Raw genomic sequence first — 20,217 nt, 5'->3', positions numbered from 1 at the left:
GCTTATTTAGTTGCCCTCTTCGCTGAACGCTGTTGCAGCGACATCCCCGACCTTGTTGATGGTGTTCTTTGATCGACGCACCTCCAACAACGTCCTGGGCAACACAAACCCTTCAAAACTGCGCTGAGTGATCGGGTTATTGGCCTTCTCCGCCCAAATCCGATAACGCATCAACCCCTCGGCGACGGCGAAGGTCAGGTCCACGCGGGTATCGGTACGCCCATTGAGGTGCCCGCGGCTAAGCAGCCGAAACAGCGACCATGGCCCGCGATAGCTCAGGCTCGCCGTGTTGCCGGTGCTGTGCACCAGCGTCAATTGACTGCCCTGGCTATTGCCCAGGCTGTTGGGCCACACCAACCCGGTGCGTTGCGGCGCGCCGTGCTGGTAGGGGATCAATTGGCCGTCGACGCTGAGCATGCTGCTCAGGCGGGTGGCGCTCAGGGCTAGGGGTTCGATGGTGAGTTGCACGGCCAAGTGGCCGCGGTGGTTGAAGAAGGTGTCGCGGATGCGCTCGACCTTCTTGAGCTGTTCCAGTACGTCGCTGCGCACCAGGTAGCCGCCGAGGCTGTCGGAGTACAGGGCGTCGAGGTTGTCTTTGAGGAACACGTTCAGGTATTGATCGTGGAACTGCTGTAGGCGACCTTGCGGGCCGAAGAAGGCTTCGAAGTCTTCCAGCGAGGCGTCCTCGCCGCTGGCCTTGAACGGATAGCGGCCTGCCAGGCGGTCGCGGTAGAAGCTGTAGATTTCACTGTCCCAGCGTTTTTCCAGTTCGCGCAAGGCGGCAATCACCAGTACCTGTGAGGTCTGATCGGCGAGTTTTTTGACCTGTTGGTTCAGTGGCTCGGGCAGGCCCACGGCGACACGTTGCAGGTTGGCAATCGGGTCGGCACCACCCAGGGAGAAGCGGTTGAGCACGGTTTTCAGCGCCGCCTTGCCGGGGTCGGGATTGTCGTGCACGGCTTTGGCGTAGTCGTAGACAGCACTGACCGAGCGCAGGGTTTCTTCGTAATAGGACGGCTGCTCGCCTCGCGCGGTGATCAGCTCAGCCAGGTTGGAGAACGCGCGGCGGATGCCGGCGGCTTGTTGCTGGCCGTCCGATACCTTGTCCAGCGTGAGCGGCACCTGGCCTTCGGCCACGGGCACCGCCGGGTAGATCACGCTGTTGTCGCGCAGGGTTTCCAGCAGACGCCGCAGGGGGGTGGCCGGGCCGGTGACTTGTTCCAGCACCGCCACGCCATGGCTGAGGTCGTCGAAGTCGGTGACCGCAAACTGATTCAGTGCGCGTCGCCAGCTGTCCACGTAGTCGGCGCTGTACAGCGCACGAATCCGCTGGGTCAGCACTTTGCGGTCTTCGTCGGAGTAGTCCAGGCGTTGTCGTTCGCCGAGCACCCACTGGTCGATCATGGCCAGTTCGATGATGCCCTCGGTGCCGGGCTCGAAGTAGTCCTTGAAGCCCTTGGCGGTGAGTAGCGGCGGCAACTGCAGGCCGCTGCCCTCTTGATCGGTGTTCAGCGGGCGGTAGACGATATCGAACGCCGGGCCGACTTCGTTGCGCAGGTCCAGCGGACGGTGCAATCGCTCCAGGGCGTCCTGTTTCAGGCTCATGTAGACCCGTTCGGCCATGGGCAACTGGCGCAATTGCTGTTGCACCTGGGCAATGCGTTCCCGGTAGTGCGGCAGATCGGCGTCGGCGTATTTCAATGCGTAGCCCAGGTGCCCCATCAAGTCGGCCTGCAGTTGGCCTTGGCCCGGATAGGCGCGCTGCCACTGCTTGGCGACCCATTCTTCGACGATGGCCGGGCGGCGATTTTGGCGTTCTTCGAGCATGCGGTACACACGCAGGGCCGCCAGTTGCTGATTGCTGCCGGCGGGCGCGGCATTGATGGCGTCCAGCACACCGCTGGCAATCGCCGGCAGGAAGCGCTTGGACAGCAGATTCAGATAAGCCTCATCCACCGTCGGGCCTATCGCCCGGCCCTGATACAGGCCCATATCCGACAGCAACGGCCAGGCCTCGCGGTAATCGCCGTACACCAGCACCGCGTCGCGGATCTGGTCCAGCGGTGCCAACAGGTTGCGACCGGTGCTATCGACTTTGGCATCGATATCGCGACCGCTGAATTCCTGGCTTTTGGCCAATACCCTGGCCGCCTTGTCGCGGTTGATATTGAAGTAAAACTGCCAGGTTCCGATGACCACCAGAACGCCCAAAGACGCGACACTGAACCCGGCGATCAGCAGCCGCCGCTTGTTGCGAGCCACCTTGATGTTGTCGCCGGCCAGGCCCGCTTCGGGGTAGATCACCCGCTGGAACAGTTGCTGGGCAAAGTAGATCGCCGTGCCACCGGCCGGTTTGACCTCGGGGGGCGGGGGCGGCAGTTGATACGCCTGCCCGGCTTCTTTGACGAAGACGTTGCTCAGGGTGCCTTGCTGCAAGACCGAGGAAAAATACAGCCCGCGCACCAACGCCGGAGTGGTGAAACGATCACTGCCGAGCATTTCGCTCAGGAAGCCAAACAGCGCCGGGCGTAGGCCCGCCATCTGATGCACCAGCGCCTGTAAACGATCGCGTTCGGTGAGCCCAGATGAGGTCCTGACGCCGTCGAAAATCTGTTCGCTCAGGCAGGCGACAAAGGCTTGGTATTGGCGCGTCAGCTCCGCCAGCCAGGCATCGAAATCATCCACCGCGTCGAGGCTGAAGGTGAAGCCCAGCAGGTCTTCACGCCCACTGCGCGACAACCGGGCGAAGAACTCTTCGAAGCCTTCCAGCAGGTCGAACTTGCTCAGCGTCACGTACACCGGCAAGCGCGTGCCCAGTTGCCGGGTCAGCTCAAACAGCCGGGTACGCAGCAGGTTGGCGTGGGCCTTGCGTTGTTCGGGACGTTGCGCCAACAAGGCCTGCACATCTATTACCAACACCACCCCGTTGAGTGCCCGTCGGCTGCGGTTGCGCGCCAACCAGTCGAGCAGGTGCCGCCACAGGCGCGGGTGGGTGCCGGCCGGCAATACCGGTTTGACTTTGCCCTGCGACGCAACGCTGTCAGCCGTTGGCTCCGGGTGGCTGAGAAACTCACCCGGCGGGTCGATCAATACCGCCTCGTCACCGATCCACCAGTCCACGGGATAAGCCAGTTGCTCTTCCTGGTGCACCCGAACTCCAGCCTTGGTGACATGGGACAAGGCAAAGCTCTGGTTGGAGCGGGTAATCAGGCTGGTCTTGCCGGCATTTTCCTCGCCCAGCACCAGGTACCACGGCAGTTGATAGAGCGAACGGCGGCGCTCCATGTTGTTCAGCAGATTGCCCAGGCTGCGGTCCAGCGCCCGTTCCTGCGCCTCGATATAAGGCAGGCAGGGGTCGGCCTGTACGGCGGCCTCATGTTGGCGTTCAAGCTGCAGCCGGTGGTAGCGATTACGCACCCGCCATGCCCAGATCAACAACGGCACCACCAACACCACAACGCTGGCCGAGACGCGCATCGCCAATTCACTCAGCGGCTGGTGCTCGCGCCAAGTCCACTGTGGGCCCAGCCACCAAATGGCAATCAATAAAAACACCACGCCCAGCAGCACCAGTACGGGCACCGCCTGGTTGAATTGGCGCAGTACCGGCAGGCCCCAGCGTTTGAGGTAACCCCAGACCATCCCCATAAATCGCTCCTACTCCTTAACCGCTTTAATCAAATGACTGTCGTCGATGGGTTGCGCCACTTTCCGGTACAGCTCCGGCTCCCAGCCCTGCGCCGTGGTATCGCGCATCAGTCGCGCAACGCTGGCGTACAGATCATCCGCCAGCCATGACAGGCCACGCGAGGCCAGCAGGTCGGCGGCAATCACCGTGGCGTAGCTGCGCTGGCGCGGGGCGTCATGGCTGGCGTGCAGGTCCTGCAGGCGCAGCAGCACCACTTCGACGCCTTCACTGTTGAGCTGGGTGGTCAGTTCGTCGCGCAGGCCGGCGTATTCCTGCACCGGGCTACCGGTGGTTTGCACCTGATCGGCGCCGGTGATCCAAGCCTGGGTTTGTGCATCAACGAACGGTGTGCCGTCGCTGAAACACAGTTCCAACAGGGCTGGCAGGCGGCAGACAAACCGCTCGCAGGTCTGACGGATGCCTGCGGCTACTTCATCCATCGCCAGGCGCGAGGCGACCTGGGCGGCCAGGTAGCTGCCGCGCAACCAGTACGGCGAGGCGCAGACGCTTTTTTCGATACGCAGCAGCAGGTTCGGGTCCAGGGCGTTGTGGTTCAGCGCGTCCTGATAGCCATCGACAATGTCCTTGGGCACAGCGGTCAATTCGGTACGACGGTCACGGGTGATGAGCGGCGCGGTGCGCAAATGCGACCACAGGCCGAAGCGTCGCAATTGGTAGCCGGTGGGGTCGTAGGGGTCTTGCTGATTGATCTGCTCGGCCATATTCAACACAGCGCGGCGTTGTTCACGCTCATTGCTCGGCGCCTGCGGTTTGGGGCTGTTGAAAAAGGCTGACTCCAGCAAACCGCCGGAGGTGGCCGCACGGGCGGGCTCGGTGGCAGCGACCGGCTCGCTGTATTTGTCCAGTTGGCGTTGCAACGCGTCCAGCGGGGCCGGGTCGAGCTTGGCGCTTTCGGCACACCGTTGCAGGTTGGCCAGGGCCAATTGGGCCGCCGCCTGATAGGCCGGCTCAAAACTGCTGCGCTCCAGGGTCGGCAACACCTGCCCCAAGTCGCCCAACAGGCGCTGCACCTGCTTGCGTTTGTTGAGGTAGCCGGTCGGGCCAGGCTTGGGGTAGGCACTGTCCCAATACAGCTCGACCATGCCGGCTATCAAGCCCAGGGAGTCGGCCCAGCGCGCCCACTGTCGGGTGCGCAGCCATGCCACTTGCAGATGGCCGAGGATGCGCCAGTGCTTGCACTGGGTCGCCAGGTATTCACGGGACGCCTCGTCGATATACGGCCAGTCGATGTCGCCTTCGCGCAGGCCGCCGAGCTTGACCATTTCCTGGTCGATGGCCTGGTAGGTTTCGTCCTCGATATCGAAATGCCCGGCGGGTTGCTCCGGGTCGATGGGAGTCAGCAACAGCTTGACGGTGTCTACCGGCACGTCGATCACCAGCGACATACCTGGCGCTCCTGCTCGATCAGTTCGCCCAGCCCTTCAGCGTCGAATACCAAGCCGTGCAACCGGGGATAGTCACTCTCCAGTTGCAGGCGCTGGCCGCCGCCCATATTGCGCAACAAGGCAATGGCCTGCAGCCCGCGCCCGGCATCCACCACCAGACCAGCGTCGTCCAAGACCTGCCACTGGTAGGCCTCGGACACCGGGCGCTCATCCTTGAACAGCTGTATGCGTATCTTGTTGGGCTTGGCCGGTTCATCCAACACCAGTTGCAGGCGGGAAATTTTCGATTCGCAGCTGATGGCCAAGTAAGGCCGAGGCGGCAACGCGCCCAAGGCTGGGGCTGAAATCACCAGACGGTGTTGCTGGTCGTTGTCCGGCTCTGGGAATGACGACAATAGAAAACGCTGATCCTCGGGCGGACGCTTGGCCTCATTGCGCTGGACTAGGTCAACAATCGGCAGTACCCGGCCAAGGGCACGTGGCGCCGCTGGTGCGTGATGGATGGGCGTACCAGCGGCCAGATCAAAACACTCCAGACGCTTCAAGGGCGAGACGATGGAAGGGCAATCTTGAGTCGCTGCTTGCACGTCCATTACGGCCACGACCGTCAGGCAAAGCCCCCACTTCCATCCTCGCCATCCGTTGCACATGAGCGCCTCCCCTCAAAGTTCTTTTGATTAACTTTAAAAGCGTCGCCCAAGTTCGATTAAACAGGCAACTAAAAGACCCATTACTTTCTGCTAAACGCGAACAAAAAGAAGCATCTCTCAGATACACCTGCCAAATGCGTAAGAAAACTTACAGCAATAGTCTCAACTTTTTTTTCTTACATCCACCGCCCACAAATCGCATCCGCACCGTCCTACATGACAAATCTTTAAACAGCTGTTTTTAATATGCCGACCTTACGAAATGGATTTTTCTCATGTCGAAAACTCACGGTTCCGTCGCGCCCAAAGAACGCGTCAACATCAAGTACGTCCCGGCCACCGGTGATCAACAAGCTGAAGTTGAGCTGCCCCTGAAGCTTTTGATTACGGGCGATTTCAAAGGCCATGGTGAACTAAGCGCCCTTGAAGACAGGCAATCCATTCGAATAGATAAAGACACATTCAATGAAGTACTGAGCAAAGCAGAAGTTGCTCTATGCATGACTGTTCCGTCCGTTCTTAACAACGACTTCGACACTGAATTGAGCGTTCAGCTTCAATTCAAAAGCATCAATGACTTCAGCCCGGACGCAGTCGCCCGCCAAGTACCTGAGTTGAATAAGTTGCTGGAACTGCGCGAAGCCTTAGTTGCGCTCAAAGGCCCTATGGGTAATGTCCCGGCCTTTCGCAAACACCTGCAAAGCCTGCTGACCGATGAAACCGCCCGCCAACGCCTGGCCAGTGAACTGAACCTGGTGCTCGACACGCCAAACAACTGAATTGAACGCCCTTCTCAACGGAGTACTCCGCATGCCTATGGAAAGCGCCGCCGCCCAAGTATTGGTGGCTGACGAACCGCCGTCGTTGCTCGACCAACTGCTGGCCAACACCACCATCCGCCCGTCCCAGGAGGGCTATGCCGTTGCCCGTCAAGGCGTGGCTGCGTTCATCAGCGAGATCCTGCAAAGCGGCGATCACCAGCAGCCGGTGAACAAGCACCGGGTCGACCAGATGATTGCCGAAATCGACCGCGCATTGAGCAAGCAGATGGATGTGATCCTACATCAGCCGCAATTCCAGCAACTGGAGTCGTCGTGGCGTGGGCTGAAGCTGCTGGTGGATCGCACGGATTTTCGCGAGAACATCAAGCTGGAAGTGCTGCATGTCACCAAAGAGGAACTGCTGGACGACTTCGACAACGCTGGCGACATCACCCGCAGCGGCCTGTACAAGCACGCCTACACGTCCGGCTACGGTCAGTTCGGTGGCGAGCCGATCGCGGCGATGATCGGCAACTACACCTTCGGCCCGTCGTCCCCGGACATGAAGCTGCTGAGCTACGTCGCCTCCGTGGGCGCCATGGCCCATGCCCCTTTCGTGATGGCTGCCGGTCCTGAGTTCTTCAACCTCAAGAGCTATCAGGACCTGCCGTCGGTCAAGGAAGTCAGCGACATTTTTGAAGGGCCAAGCCATACCAAGTGGCGCAGCCTACGTGAAATGGAAGACTCCAAATACATTGCCGCGACGCTGCCGCGCTTTCTGCTGCGCTCGCCTTACGATGGGCTGGAAAACCCGATCCGCAGCTTCGGCTACAACGAAACCGTCGACGGCAACCACGACAACTACCTGTGGGGCAACACCGCGTTCCTGATGGCCTCGCGCATCACCGACAGCTTCGCCCGCTACCGCTGGTGCCCGAATATCATCGGCCCGCAATCCGGCGGCGCGGTGGACGATCTGCCGGTGCACCTGTACGAATCCCTCGGCCAATTGCAGGCGAAGATCCCCACCGAGGTGCTGATCTCCGACCGCAAGGAATTCGAGCTGGCCGAGGCCGGTTTCATCCCGCTGACCATGCGTAAGGACAGCGACAACGCGGCGTTCTTCTCGGCCAACTCGGTGCAAAAACCCAAGAACTTCCCCAAGACCCGCGAAGGCCAGGAAGCCCAGACCAACTACAAGCTCGGCACCCAGTTGCCGTACCTGTTTATCGTCAATCGCCTGGCTCACTACATCAAGGTGCTGCAGCGCGAACAGATCGGCAGTTGGAAGGAACGCCAGGACCTGGAGCGCGAACTGAACACCTGGCTCAAGCAGTACATCGCCGACCAGGAAAACCCGTCGACCGACGTGCGCAGCCGACGCCCCCTGCGCGCGGCAAAGATCGAGGTTCAGGACGTGGCCGGCAATCCGGGTTGGTATCAGGTGTCGCTGTCGGTGCGCCCGCACTTCAAGTACATGGGCGCCAACTTCGAGATCTCGCTGGTCGGTCGGCTGGACACCCAATAAGTGGGCGGCAGCCTGTTCGAGCGCCTGGAACCCGACGCACCGCGCTACCGCCCAGGCAGCGCGGATGAGCAGGCGCGCCAGCGCGTCGAGGCGATCAAACGCCACCTGGAACAGGTGCTCAACTCACGCCAGGGCTGCTCACAAAGCAGCCCTGAACTGGGCCTGCGCGACTTCAACGGCGTCACCCAGGCCAGCAGTGATTTGGTGGTCGCCATCAGCGCCGATATCCGGCGTTCGGTGGAGGCGTTTGAACCGCGTATCACGGTGACGGGCGTGCGCTATCAGCCCGACCCGGACCTGCCGCTGGAGCTGAACTTTCGCCTGGATTGTCAGGTGCGGGTCAACCACAAGGAAGAACAGGTGCAGATCGAGGTGGCCATGCATGGCCGCGACGGCTACACCCGCGTGAGATGAGGACGCGATGGACTTGAAACAACGCTTTGCCGAGGAGTTGCGCTACCTGCGTGAACTCGGCCGCGAGTTTGCCGAGGACAACCCGCAACTGGCGCAATTTCTCGGCGATCAGGCCGGCGACCCGGACGTGGAACGGCTGCTGGAGGGTTTTGCCTTCCTCACCGCCAAGCTGGGGATGAAGATCGACGACGACTTGCCAGAGCTGACCCATCCGCTGTTGCAGATGCTCTGGCCCAACTACCTGCGCCCTCTGCCCAGCGCGACCATCATTCGCTTTACACCACTGCCCAATGCGATCAGCCAGCGCCAGGTGATTCCCAAGGGCACGCCGTTGTTCGCCAAACCGGTGAACGGTATCTCCTGCCAGTTTCGCACCTGCACCGACGTCAACCTGTACCCGCTGGCCTTGCAGGAAGTCAGCGACGCCCACAGTCGTGAGGCCTCGGTGATGCGCATCGACCTCAAGGTGCTGACGGAGCAACCGCTGACCAGCATGGCCTGCGACCAGCTGGATTTTCATCTAGGTGGCGATAACGCCACCGCGCTGACCTTGTACCTGTGGCTTGCCCATTACCTGGACAGCGTGACGCTGCACATCAATAAGCAACGCTATCGCCTGTCGGCCAAGGACATCGGTTTTCCCGGCTTCACCCCCGAAGAGGCGTTGCTGCCCTACCCGCGCAATGTGTTCGATGGCTACCGCATCCTGCAGGAGTACTTTGTATTCCCGCAGCGGTTCCACTTTTTCAGCCTGACCCGGCTGGCTCATGTTTGGCCCGATGTCAGCGCCAGCACCCTGCGTTTCGAGTTTCAGTTCAGCCGGCCCATGCCGCCTGATATTCGCCTGCGTACCAGCGACCTGCACCTGTACTGCGCGCCGGCGGTCAACCTGTTCCGCCACGATGCCAACCCTATCGCACTGGACGGGCGCAGCCTGGAACGGCGTATCAGCCCCAGTGGCAGTCAGCCTGAGGCTTACGAGATTTTCAGTGTCGACCAGGTGGCCGGTTGGGATGCCGCCGACAAGGAGCGCAAGGGCGATCCGTTGCGGCGCTTTACTCCGTTTGAGTCGTTCCAGCATGAGATCGAACACGCGCGGGGCCGCACGGCGCTGTATTTCCGCACGCATATCGAGGAATCCCACGGGCGTGAGGGCTTGCGCCATCGCATCGCCTTCGTGCGCGGCGATGAAAGCCTGTACATCGGCGAACATGAAGCAGCGTCCATCGAGTTGACCTGCAGCAATCGCGACCTGCCGCAGATGCTGGGCGCAGGGGATGTGTCGCTGTCCACCGAAGTCACGCCGTCGTTTGCCACCTACACCAACCTGATTGCTCCGACGCGCAGCTACCGACCGGTGCTGGACAGCAGCCTGCACTGGACGCTGATTTCCAACCTGTCGCTGAACTACCTGTCGTTGCTGTCGGCCGAGCCGCTCAAGGCGGTGATCCGCGCCTATGACTTCGCCGCCTTGCACGACCTGCAACAGGCCCGCGCCACCCGCAAGCGCCTCAATGGCGTCCGCGAGGCCGTGACCACCCCCATCGACTGGTTAATGAAGGGCCAGCCGGTGCGCGGCTTGCAGACCCGTTTGCAACTGGACCAGAACGCCTTCCTCTGCGAGGGCGAGCTGTACCTGTTCGGCAGCGTGCTTTCGCACTTCTTCGCCCTGTACGCAAGCATCAACTCCTTCCATCGCCTGGAAGTGATCAATACCACCAACAACGAGTGCTACGAATGGCCCCTGTTGACCGGCAGACAACCCGTGATCTAGCCGACGTGCTGCTGGCCGATGCGCGGAACTACTCGTTTCACCGTCTGCTGGAGCATCTGCACGCCCTGCATGACGATGACCTGGAAGCGCAGCCCTTGAGTGCGGCGGCGCGCCGCCGTGTGCGCCTGCAAAGCCATGCGGGATTGGGCTTTCCGGCCTCCGACGTGGTCGTGGCCGCACGCCTGGAAGACGGCCACGACGAAGTGCGCTATCGCTTGCAGACCAGTTTCTTTGGCCTGCACGGCACCGACTCGCCCCTGCCCGGCTACTACCTGGATCGCCTGGCCTACGAGCAGGCCCAGGAACGTGGGATTCGCCCGGCGTTCATGGACTTTTTCAATCATCGCCTGCTGACCCTGCTGCACCACAGTTGGCGCAAGTACCGCTACTACATCCGCTTTCAGGCCGAGGCCAGCGACCGCTTTTCGCGTTATGTGTTTTCCCTGATCGGGTTGAACGACAACGATCTGCGTGGCGCGACGCCGCTGCCCTGGGGCCGGTTGTTGAGCTTTGCCGGCCTGATCGCCAGCCGCAGCCGCTCGCCTTCGGTGGTGTCCGGCATCGTTGAACACTGCTTCGACCTGCACGGCGTGTACATCCGTGAATTCGAGGCGCGTTCGGTGACCTTGCCGCAGCGTCAGCGCACGGTGTTGGGCAAAGCCAACGGCACCCTGGGCAGCGACTTTGTGGTGGGTGACCGCAGCAAGACCCGCGCCAGTAAGTTCACCTTGGTGATTCCCAACCTGACCCAGGCACGTTTTCGGCAGTTCTTGCCCAGTGGTGAACAGTTCGGGCGGTTGCGCCAGTTGATGGATTTTTTGCTGCGCGACGTCACCGCCTACGACCTGGAACTGGGGCTGCGCGAAGAGGACGTACCGCCGTTCAACCTGCAACGCGACAACGGCACCCACCTGGGCTGGACCAGCTTTATCGAACATCTGCACCAACGTCATCCCGCCGTGGTGCGGATTCGGGGGCGCGCATGAAACTGACCTTGGTTATCCGTAATCCTGCGCAGTTGCTGCACGGCTATCTGCCCACGCATCGCTTTGGTCCACAGGGCGGCAGCATCGGCAGTGCCGCGGCGGACTGGTGCCTGGAGGATCGCCACAACAGCGTACAGCCCAACCACTGCGAAATCCGGGTTGTCGAAGGGCGCTTCTGCGTGATCGACCGCAGTGGCAGCACCTATGCCAATGGCCATGATTTGCCGCTAGGGCGCAACGTTGCGGTGAGCCTGAACGATGGCGACCTGTTGCAGATTGGTGCGTACCGGGTCGCGGTACAGCTCGGTGAGCACGGCCCAGGTCAGCGTTCGCTCGATGAGCTGTTCTCGGGCCAGCCGGAAGGTATGCAAGCCTGGCACGTGGAGGATTTACCGGGACTGCCCCTGCCCGATCCGCGACCTGCTGCTTGCCCGGAGTTCGAACGCCTTTGCCAGCCCGTTGATTGGGTGGAACAAGGGGATCCGCTGCGAGCGATGAATGCGGCGGAGCCACCAAAACCGCCGGCCGACATTTGCGCGGCTGCACCCAAGAAGCCCGTCAGCCTGCTCAGCAACCTGCGCCTGGGCACCTTGTTGCTGGCCTGCCTCACCCTCGGCGGCTGCACCCTGCTCGGCAAAGTCGGCCAAGTGATCTGGACCCCGTCGATTCCGGTCGGCGGCCCCGACGATCAGCCCAGCCGTTACTCCCTGAGCCTGCACGCCAGCGACCACGTCAATCCGCGCCTGATCAGCACCGGTACCGCACCCGATGACGACGCGAACCGCTCGCCCTACACCCTCAACGTTCAGGCGAGCAGCCCGCAGGCACTGACCGACAAAGTGCAAACCCTGCTCAACCACCTTTACGAGAGCGTACCGGCCCAGTCGCCGCTGATCTTGGAACCCGAACCTGTGGTGCCGATGTCGCCCCTCGAAGACACGCTGCTGGGCGACTACGACGCCCAAGGCGTCAGCCTGAGCACGCCCTGGGGCAACCCGGCGCTGCAGCACGTCGCCACGCCGATCGCCTTCAAGGTGTTGCAGTTGACCGATGATTCGCTGCTGGTCAACGCCAGCCCGCAGGCCTTGGCCGAGGATCTGAAAAAAACCCTGGGCAGCACCTACATCCGCGCCGATGACTACCTGCTCCAGCCGGGCCAATTCAAGTTTGTCGAGCTGCGCCCCCTGGATGAGGACACCCGTTTTATCGCAGTGATCGCCAACTACCACAGCGCCGATGTCGGCCAGTGGAAACAGCATCTGCGCGTCGAGCCCAAGGGCCGGCAATACGCCGTGCTGGTGCAGTTGGACGCCACCCAGGTCAGCCTCAAAGGGGAAACCCGATGACGCCCTTTTCAGCCGCTTTTGCCCAGAGTAATTACCGATGAGTTCACGCAACCCCGTCATCTGGCATGAAGGTTTATTCGTCAAACCCCAGCACTTCCAGCAACAGGCCCGCGCCGCCGAAGCCGCCGTGCATCAGCGCGTACACAGCCTGAATGACGCCCTCTACGGCTTCAGCGAACTGGTGTTGAACACCGAGTATTTGAGCTTCGGCAAGGTCGCCATTACCCAGGCCCGCGGGATCATGCCCGACGGCAGTGTCTTCGACATTCCCCATGATTTGGCACCGCCCGCACCTTTGGAAATCGCCGACAGCAGTGCCGTCAACCAGATCGTCTACCTGGTGCTGCCGCTGCGTTCCAACGGCGCCCTCGAAGTGCGTTGGCCCGACCAATACGGCAATAGCCGCTATATCGCCCGCCGCGAAGAGATCCGCGATACCCACAGCGATGACGGCGACCAGGTGGGCATGGACCTGGCCGTGCCCAACCTGCAACTGATGCTCGAACGCAGCGACCGCAGCGCCTTTACCGGCATCGCCCTGGGCAGGATCAAGGACAAGCGCCCGGACGGCAGCCTGGTGATGGACGAGCACTTCTACCCCACCAGCCTGTCCTTGCAGGCCGTGCCGGCCTTGCACCGCTACCTGGGTGAAGTGGCCGGTTTGATGCGCGAGCGGGCCAAGAACCTGGCCCAGCGCATCGGCTCGCCGGGGCAGTCGGGGGTGGCCGATGTGACCGACTTCAACCTGCTGCAAACCCTCAACCGCTTGTTTCCGCTGTTCCAGCATTTAACTCGTCAACGCCAGGTCCATCCGGAACGGCTGTACCTCGCACTGGCCCAGGCCTGCGGCGAACTGGTGACCTTTACCGATGAAGGCCACCTGCCCCAGGAATACCCGGCCTACCAGCACGACAACCTGCGCGAGTCTTTCCAGCTTTTGGAACACACCCTGCGCCGTGCCCTGGGCACCGTGCTGCAACCGCGTGCAGTGTCGCTGCCGATCGTGGTGCAGCAATACGGCGTACGCACCGCTGCCTTGAATGACAAGCGCCTGCTGGACAACGCCGAATTCATCCTCGCCGTGCGCGCCGACTTACCCGCGGAGGCTCTGCGCCAGCAACTGCCCCGGCAGATCAAGATCAGCTCTGCCGAAGGTTTGGAACAACTGGTCAGTCTGCAACTGCCGGGCATTCCGTTGATCCCACTGCCCGTGGCGCCACGTCATCTGCCGTTCCATGCCGGCTTCAGTTACTTCGAACTCGAGCGCCATCACCCCACCTGGGAGAGCCTGAGCAACGGCAGCGGGTTCGGTTTCCACATCGCCGGCGAATTCCCGGAGCTGGAGTTGCAGTTCTGGGCGATCAGGAGTGAGAAAGATGAGTGAGACCATGCCCACCGAAACCAACCCGCCAACGGACGACAGCAACCGGATTTTCAGCTATTTGCAACAGGCCACCAGCAGTACGGAATCCGGCGCCGTAGAGGAACCGGCCAAGCCCAAACCCGAACCGCTGCTCGCAGACCCCGAGTTCGACATGCGCGGCCTGGCCTGGAACCCGCTGTGCGATGCCGCCACGCCCCTGATCGGGTTGGTCATCCGCCTGCGTCGTTTGGACCAGCACGATGACGTGCCCGCGCTGTACCAGAGCGTCAGCAACCAGATCACCACGATCATGGAAGAAGTCAGCCGGCTCGACTACGACGCCGGCACGCTCAAAGCCTACTCCTACAGCCTGTGCCTGCTGCTGGACGAGGTGGTCATGAGCACCACCTGGGGCAGGCTCTCCAGTTGGAGCGCCCGCTCCCTGCTCAGCCAGTTTCATGAAGAAACCCGAGGTGGTGAAAGGTTCTTCACCGTCATGAACAACATGATCCCCGAAGCGGCCCGGTACCAACATGTGCTGGAGTTCATGTACCAGTGCCTGATCTCCGGCCTCAAAGGCAAATACGGCGCTCACATCAAGGGCGATGACGAAATTCAAAAGATCATCGACCAACTGCACGGCCTGTTGCGTCCCCTGCGCGGCGAGACGCCCAAACGTCTGACCGACCCGCTGAAAAACGTCGCGCCGCGCAACTACCGGATCAAACGTGCCTGGCCGTTGTGGACGCCGTGGGCGCTGGCAGCCGTCGTGCTGACGGTCGCCTACACAATCTACTCGATGCGCTTGAACAGCATCACCCAGGAAGTGCTCGCCTCCCTGGAACAGATTCTCAACCTGTAACCGATTTTCAGCGTGCTCATCCGAGCGCCTGCAAAGCCATGGCCTTTGGGCCAGAACCTGCGACCTCATCGGGTCGTTCATTTGATCGCGACAAGGAGCTTGTCATGCCAACACCTGCGTACATCAGTATCCACGGCAAAAACCAGGGCCATATCACCAAAGGCGCCTTCACCGCCGATTCGGTGGGCAACGGTTATGTGGAAGGCCACGAGGATGAAATCCTTGCTCAGGAAATCGACCACCAGATCTCCGCGCCGACTGACCCGCAAAGCGGTCAGCCCGTCGGCCAGCGCGTGCATAAACCGCTGATCTTTACCAGCGCCCTGAGCAAAGCCTCGCCCATGCTCTACCAGGCCCTGGCCACCGGCGAAATGCTGCCCACGGTCGAGGTCAAGTGGTTCCGCACCTCGGGCGACGGCAAGCAGGAGCACTTCTTTACCACCAAGCTGGAGGACGCCACCGTCGTCGACATTCATACCGTACTGCCCCACGCGCAAAACAGCGATAACGAAAACTACACCCAACTGATCAAGACCAGCCTGGCCTATCGCAAGGTCAGCTGGAGCCATGTGGTGGCGGGTACCGAAGCTTCGGATGACTGGCGTAAACCGGCTTAACCACCACCGGCACGTTCCGCCGCACAGGCGGCGGAATACTCACTGACGCGACATTTATCAGGAGGCTCTATGCCTGCTGTCGTTCTGGTCGGTCACGACCATGATTGCCCTATGTGTGGCCCCACCACCGTCAAAAGCGGTACGCGCAACGTCACCGTCAACGGCCGCGCCATCGCCCGTGTCGGCGACACCCTGGGCTGCGGTGCCGTGATCATCAGCGGCTCGCCCTCAATGGTCATCAACGGCAAAGCCGTAGCCCGTGTCGGTGATAGCACCGACCACGAAGGCATCCTGGAAAACGGCGATGCCAGTTGGTTGATCAACTGATCCGGACTCACCACAAGGAGGTTTCATGCCCCGCCAAAGCGACTTGCGCTACACCTTCGAACCGCTACGGGGCGATCCCTTCGAAGTGGTTTCGTTCACCCTTGAAGAAGGCCTGTCCCAGCCGTTCAAACTTGAACTGGAACTGGTCAGTCACCACCCGGCCATCGACTTCTACCGCGTGCTCGACCTGGCCGCGGTGTTCACCATTTGGCGCGACGACACCCCGGTGCGCTACGTCCACGGCCTGGTCAGCCTGTTCCAACAGGGCGACACCGGCTTTCGCCGTACCCGCTACACCGCCGGGGTCGAACCGACCCTGGCGCGTTTCAACCTGCGTTCCAACTGGCGCATATTCCAGGGCCAAACCGTGCCCGACATCATCACCAGCGTGCTGGCCGAGCAGAAACTGACCGACATCCGCAGCGAAATCTGCTTCGACCACCAACCCCGCGAATACTGCGTGCAGGCCGGCGAAACCGACCTCGACTTTATCGCTCGCCTCGCCGCCGAAGAAGGCCTGCTCTACACCTTCGAACACCGCGCCGACGGACACACCCTGGTCCTCACCGACCGCGTTGGCGGCCTGGGTACCATCGGCACCCACACCAATTGCCCGGTGATCTATCAACCCATGAGTGGCGGTGATTCCACGGAACCGGCATTGAACCGCTTCCACTACACCGAACAAGTGCGTACTGCGCGCCAGGTGCAGCGCGACTACACCTTCACCCACCCACGCTACAACCAGCAGCACACCGCCACTGGCGACCAGGACCTGAACAACCAGCACAAGGATTACGAACGCTACGACTACCCCGGTCGTTACAAGCGTGATATCGCCGGTAAGCCCTTCACCAAGACGCGTCTGGCCGCCCTGCGCAATGACGCCAAACTGGCCCATCTGGAAGGCGATGATGAACGCCTGCAACCGGGGTTGGCCTTCGACCTCAACGATCATCCCCGTGAAGACTTCAATGACCGCTGGCGCACCATCGCCATCAAGCACGAGGGTAAACAACACACCAGCTTGCAAGAGGAATCGTTTGGTAGCGGCCTGGGCACGTCTTACAGGTTGAAAGCCAGTGCCATCCGCTGGACCTCCGAGTGGAAAGCCCCATTGCGCGACAAACCCTGCATCGACGGCCCGCAGATCGCCACGGTAGTCGGCCCTCCCGGTGAGGAGATCTATTGCGACGAATGGGGGCGGGTCAAGGTGCAGTTCCCGTGGGATCGCTCGGACAAGAACAACGACCACAGCTCGTGCTGGATCCGCGTCACCCAGGGCTGGGCCGGGGCGACCTGGGGCTCCATGGCCATCCCGCGTGTGGGTCAAGAGCTGGTGATCAGCTATTTAGACGGTGATCCCGACCAGCCGATCGCCACGGGGACCGCGTACAGACAGACCAATTTGCCGCCGTATCAACTTCCAAAACACAAGACGCGGATGACCATCAAGAGCCGAACCCATAAGGGTGAAGGTTTCAATGAGCTGCGTTTTGAGGATGAGCTGGGCCAGGAGGAAGTGTTTATCCATGCCCAGAAAGATCAGAACACGGTGGTCAAGAACAACCAGACCCAATCGATTGGTGCAGACCGAAGCAGCCAGGTGGGTCAGGACGAGACCATCACCGTTGGCCGCACCCGCATGCGGGTGGTGAAGGCCAATGACACGCTGAAAGTAGGTGGCAACAAAAGTGACGCCGTCGCTAACGAATACACCGTCGAAGTGGGCAACGCTTTACGCCTGAAATGCGGCAAGACGGTGATCGAGTTGCAGGCCAACGGCACGCTGAACATCACCTGCGAGAACTTCAATATCACCGGGTTGAAGTCCGGCCAAATCAACACCCCCGACGGCATGTTGGATCTCAACGTGGAAGGCGGCACCGCTGCCGTTGCCGCTGACGGGCGAGATGCCAGTGCGCTCCTGGACGAAGCCAATAGCCACTTTCAGCAGGAATGAGACCGTTGATAACTGACCTGTATTTCTCCAAACAAGGAACACCTGAATGGCCGAATACCTGACCCAGGACCTCACCGTCGACCTCGGCGATGAAATGCCTGAAGACACGACATTGAACATGCTGCAATTTCGCGAGCGGCAAACCACCTTGGTTATTGCCCGCAGCGCATTGCCTGCCCAGCAGACGTTAGATGAGGCCTACGCCTTTCAACTGGACCTGCTGCACAAACGGCTTAATGCGTTGACCTGCACTGATGCCGTGACCGTTTTTATTGGAAAAGACAAACAAGTCGAAGGCCGTGAAGCAGCCCTCCAGTTCACGCACGCAAATCAGCCCATGTACCAGCTTCAGTTGGCCTGCCAACTGCCTGGGCAACAACGCCTGCTGGTCCTGAACTACAGCAAACACAGCGCGCTTACCGAGGCAGATATCAGCCATTGGCGCGCGATCAAAGACAGCCTGCACTTTGCCTGATCAGGTCACCCAACCCATCTGCATACACGCCCGTTCAGCAAGGAGCACACATCAATGGCGCAGAACGTACATGCCGCCAGGGAAGGAGACGCGATCCTTCACCCACCACTGGCTGCCGAGCTGATGAGTGCATTGGCAGAAGCGGTGGCCTACGCCGCCGCTACCGCTCTCGTTGCGGCGGCTATCGCCGGCACCGTTGTCGCGGTTGTGGGCACGGGCGGTGCGGCGGCAGTGCTTGTCCCTGTGATTGCCGGAGCCCTGGTAGGTGGTGCCAGCATGATTCCCGTAGGCGAAAAGAGCATCGGTGAAGCCATCACCGACGGGTGTGATTCTCTCGCCAACAGCGTGTTCCCGGCAGAGCCTTTTGGCAAGATTGAAAGCGGCTCGCAAAATACCCACATCAACGGAAAGCCCGCTGCCCGGGCCGCAGGGCGCAGCTCAGGAGGTGGCGACGCGGACGCTTCCGAAGAGGCGGCAGAACCGTCATTTCTGGAGAATATCGGCGCAATGGCGATGGCCGCCGCGCCCATGCTCCTTCCTGTGCTCGGCCTGGGCATGGCGATCTACGACATCTTCAATCCGCCGGTCACAACACCAGCAGCCCCAGGAACGGAGCCGGCGGAACAGGATAAGGTCACCTGCGAACGCCATCCTCCCATGCCCGATGCCTACATCGCGCAAGGATCCAGCAAGGTTTTCATCAACGGGCAGCCTGCCGCCCGAGCCGGCGACAAGACCACGTGCGATGCTGCCATCGACAACGATGCCAATGTTTCCCCCAACGTTCGCATAGGTGGCGAGCCACTGACCGTGCGGGATATCCGCAATGGCAAAAGCAAGATTGCGCAGTTCACCGGCATGGTGGCCGGTATGTTGATCTCGCGCAAAATCAAGCTTCGGCCGCGACCGAAAGGTAGCCCCAAACCGTGGTGGCGCATTGGGGGATGCAAGGGCAACCCTGTGTTTGTCTCAACCGGCGGCAAAATTCTTGGAGGCCCCGAAGACCTCGACTTCACCTTGCCGGGCCTGCTTCCCATCGAATGGACCAGGGGTTACGACAGCAACGACCTGCGCCGCGACGGCCTGTTCGGCATGGGCTGGAGCGTGCCCTATGAAGTGGAGATCCTGCGCGTGCCTCATCCCGAGGGTGGCGAATTGTGGATCTATGTCGACGAAGAAGGCACCCGTCTGGAACTGGGTCGGCTAAAGGCAGGTGATGCCTTCGTCAGCGTGCTGGACGGGCTGGCGTTCTTTCAGTTGGAAGACGGGCAGACCGTGGTCGAGGACATCTACACCGGTCTCTACCAGGTCTTCCTGATCGACCCGCACAACCCGAAACGCTCACGCTTGATCAAGCTGGGTGACCGCAATCTCAACACCTTGGGCTTGCTCTACGATCAAACAGGCCGGCTGCACTACGTGTGCGACGATTTAAGTCACACCACCGTTCGGCTGAGTTATGACACCCAGCACCCGAAGCGGGTTAGCCAAGTGGAACGACTCTACATCAAGCTTGGCGATAATCCGCAGATCGAACACACCGAAGTCCTTGCCAGCTATCGCTACACCCTAAGCGGCCAGCTGCAAGACGTGCTCAATGCCACCGGCCAGGTCTTGCGTAGCTTCACCTACACGGCGCAAGGCTACCTCGACAGCCAAACCCTCCCCAGCGGGGCGACTCGGCAGTATCAATGGCAACGCTTCGAAGTTCCCGCACAACGCCCGCAATCGGTGCGCGCAGACGGCAGCCTCTGCAAATTTCCGCCCCTGCTCGAACCTCAACCCGATCATGAGTGGCGCGTCATCCGCCATTGGGGCAGCGATGGCGAGGACTATCGCTTCGAGTACGACCTGGAAAAAGGCGAAACCCGAGTCACCGACAGCCTCGGTCGCCAAGACCATTACTACTGGGGGCCCTTCTATGAGATCTACAAACACATAGACCCGATGGGCCACTGCTGGCAGGAAGACGTACTCAGCGGCCAGTTGCTCAGGAGCATCAACCCGCAAGGCGGCGAATGGCAATACGGCTACGACGAACTCGGCCGCCTGATCGA

16 protein-coding genes are annotated in these 20,217 nt (G+C 61.1%); 13 read left to right on the top strand and 3 right to left on the bottom strand.

Annotation, left to right across the window (positions count from 1 at the left end):
- Window positions 1–6: 6 nt before the first annotated feature.
- Genes tssM through vasI form a run of 3 tightly spaced genes read right to left on the bottom strand, consistent with a single transcriptional unit; the run spans window position 7 to window position 5,687 of the window.
- Entirely contained in the window at window positions 7–3,648 is a 3,642-nt protein-coding gene (tssM, locus tag QRN41_RS04400; protein WP_167417204.1) for a type VI secretion system membrane subunit TssM, read from the bottom strand.
- Window positions 3,649–3,657: 9 nt separating this feature from the next.
- Entirely contained in the window at window positions 3,658–5,094 is a 1,437-nt protein-coding gene (gene tssA, locus QRN41_RS04395; RefSeq protein ID WP_167417205.1) for a type VI secretion system protein TssA, read from the bottom strand.
- On the bottom strand, window positions 5,082–5,687 hold the full coding sequence (vasI, locus tag QRN41_RS04390; protein ID WP_167417206.1) for a type VI secretion system-associated protein VasI: 606 nt from the start codon (window positions 5,685–5,687) through the stop codon (window positions 5,082–5,084). Before vasI ends, tssA begins: the two co-directional genes overlap by 13 nt.
- Window positions 5,688–6,019: 332 nt before the next feature.
- On the opposite strand from vasI, the gene tssB reads away from it, so the two are divergent.
- From tssB to QRN41_RS04325, 13 genes are all read left to right on the top strand, one after another.
- A complete protein-coding gene (gene tssB / locus QRN41_RS04385) occupies window positions 6,020–6,523 on the top strand; it encodes a type VI secretion system contractile sheath small subunit (RefSeq protein WP_285421207.1) in 504 nt (167 codons plus the stop codon).
- Window positions 6,524–6,560: 37 nt separating this feature from the next.
- Entirely contained in the window at window positions 6,561–8,033 is a 1,473-nt protein-coding gene (gene tssC / locus QRN41_RS04380) for a type VI secretion system contractile sheath large subunit (RefSeq protein ID WP_167417226.1), read from the top strand.
- Entirely contained in the window at window positions 8,034–8,447 is a 414-nt protein-coding gene (gene tssE, locus QRN41_RS04375; RefSeq protein WP_167417208.1) for a type VI secretion system baseplate subunit TssE, read from the top strand. It begins immediately after the preceding gene.
- Between the two features lie 7 nt (window positions 8,448–8,454).
- Window positions 8,455–10,221 (top strand): type VI secretion system baseplate subunit TssF, encoded by a 1,767-nt coding sequence (tssF, locus tag QRN41_RS04370; RefSeq protein WP_167417209.1) that lies wholly within the window; start codon window positions 8,455–8,457, stop codon window positions 10,219–10,221.
- A complete protein-coding gene (gene tssG / locus QRN41_RS04365; protein ID WP_285421206.1) occupies window positions 10,185–11,207 on the top strand; it encodes a type VI secretion system baseplate subunit TssG in 1,023 nt (340 codons plus the stop codon). The genes tssF and tssG overlap by 37 nt, the downstream gene beginning before the upstream one ends.
- Window positions 11,204–12,553: a type VI secretion system lipoprotein TssJ gene (tssJ, locus tag QRN41_RS04360; RefSeq protein ID WP_167417211.1), complete on the top strand. Its 1,350-nt coding sequence runs from the start codon at window positions 11,204–11,206 to the stop codon at window positions 12,551–12,553. The genes tssG and tssJ overlap by 4 nt, the downstream gene beginning before the upstream one ends.
- 37 nt (window positions 12,554–12,590) lie before the next feature.
- Window positions 12,591–13,937 (top strand): type VI secretion system baseplate subunit TssK, encoded by a 1,347-nt coding sequence (gene tssK, locus QRN41_RS04355; protein ID WP_167417212.1) that lies wholly within the window; start codon window positions 12,591–12,593, stop codon window positions 13,935–13,937.
- Window positions 13,930–14,778: a type IVB secretion system protein IcmH/DotU gene (gene icmH, locus QRN41_RS04350; protein ID WP_285421205.1), complete on the top strand. Its 849-nt coding sequence runs from the start codon at window positions 13,930–13,932 to the stop codon at window positions 14,776–14,778. Before tssK ends, icmH begins: the two co-directional genes overlap by 8 nt.
- 104 nt (window positions 14,779–14,882) lie before the next feature.
- Window positions 14,883–15,395: an Hcp family type VI secretion system effector gene (locus QRN41_RS04345; RefSeq protein WP_167417214.1), complete on the top strand. Its 513-nt coding sequence runs from the start codon at window positions 14,883–14,885 to the stop codon at window positions 15,393–15,395.
- Window positions 15,396–15,464: 69 nt separating this feature from the next.
- Entirely contained in the window at window positions 15,465–15,722 is a 258-nt protein-coding gene (locus QRN41_RS04340) for a PAAR domain-containing protein (protein ID WP_167417215.1), read from the top strand.
- Between the two features lie 25 nt (window positions 15,723–15,747).
- On the top strand, window positions 15,748–17,685 hold the full coding sequence (locus tag QRN41_RS04335; protein WP_285421204.1) for a type VI secretion system Vgr family protein: 1,938 nt from the start codon (window positions 15,748–15,750) through the stop codon (window positions 17,683–17,685).
- Window positions 17,686–17,731: 46 nt separating this feature from the next.
- Window positions 17,732–18,160: a DcrB-related protein gene (locus QRN41_RS04330; RefSeq protein ID WP_285421203.1), complete on the top strand. Its 429-nt coding sequence runs from the start codon at window positions 17,732–17,734 to the stop codon at window positions 18,158–18,160.
- A gap of 54 nt (window positions 18,161–18,214) precedes the next feature.
- A partial coding sequence (locus QRN41_RS04325) for a PAAR domain-containing protein (protein ID WP_285421202.1) occupies window positions 18,215–20,217 on the top strand: 2,003 nt, incomplete at its 3' end.

The organism is Pseudomonas sp. efr-133-TYG-23, from assembly GCF_030209215.1.
Taxonomy (GTDB): domain Bacteria; phylum Pseudomonadota; class Gammaproteobacteria; order Pseudomonadales; family Pseudomonadaceae; genus Aquipseudomonas; species Aquipseudomonas rhodesiae.
This window is presented reverse-complemented; position numbering and strand designations above follow the sequence as displayed.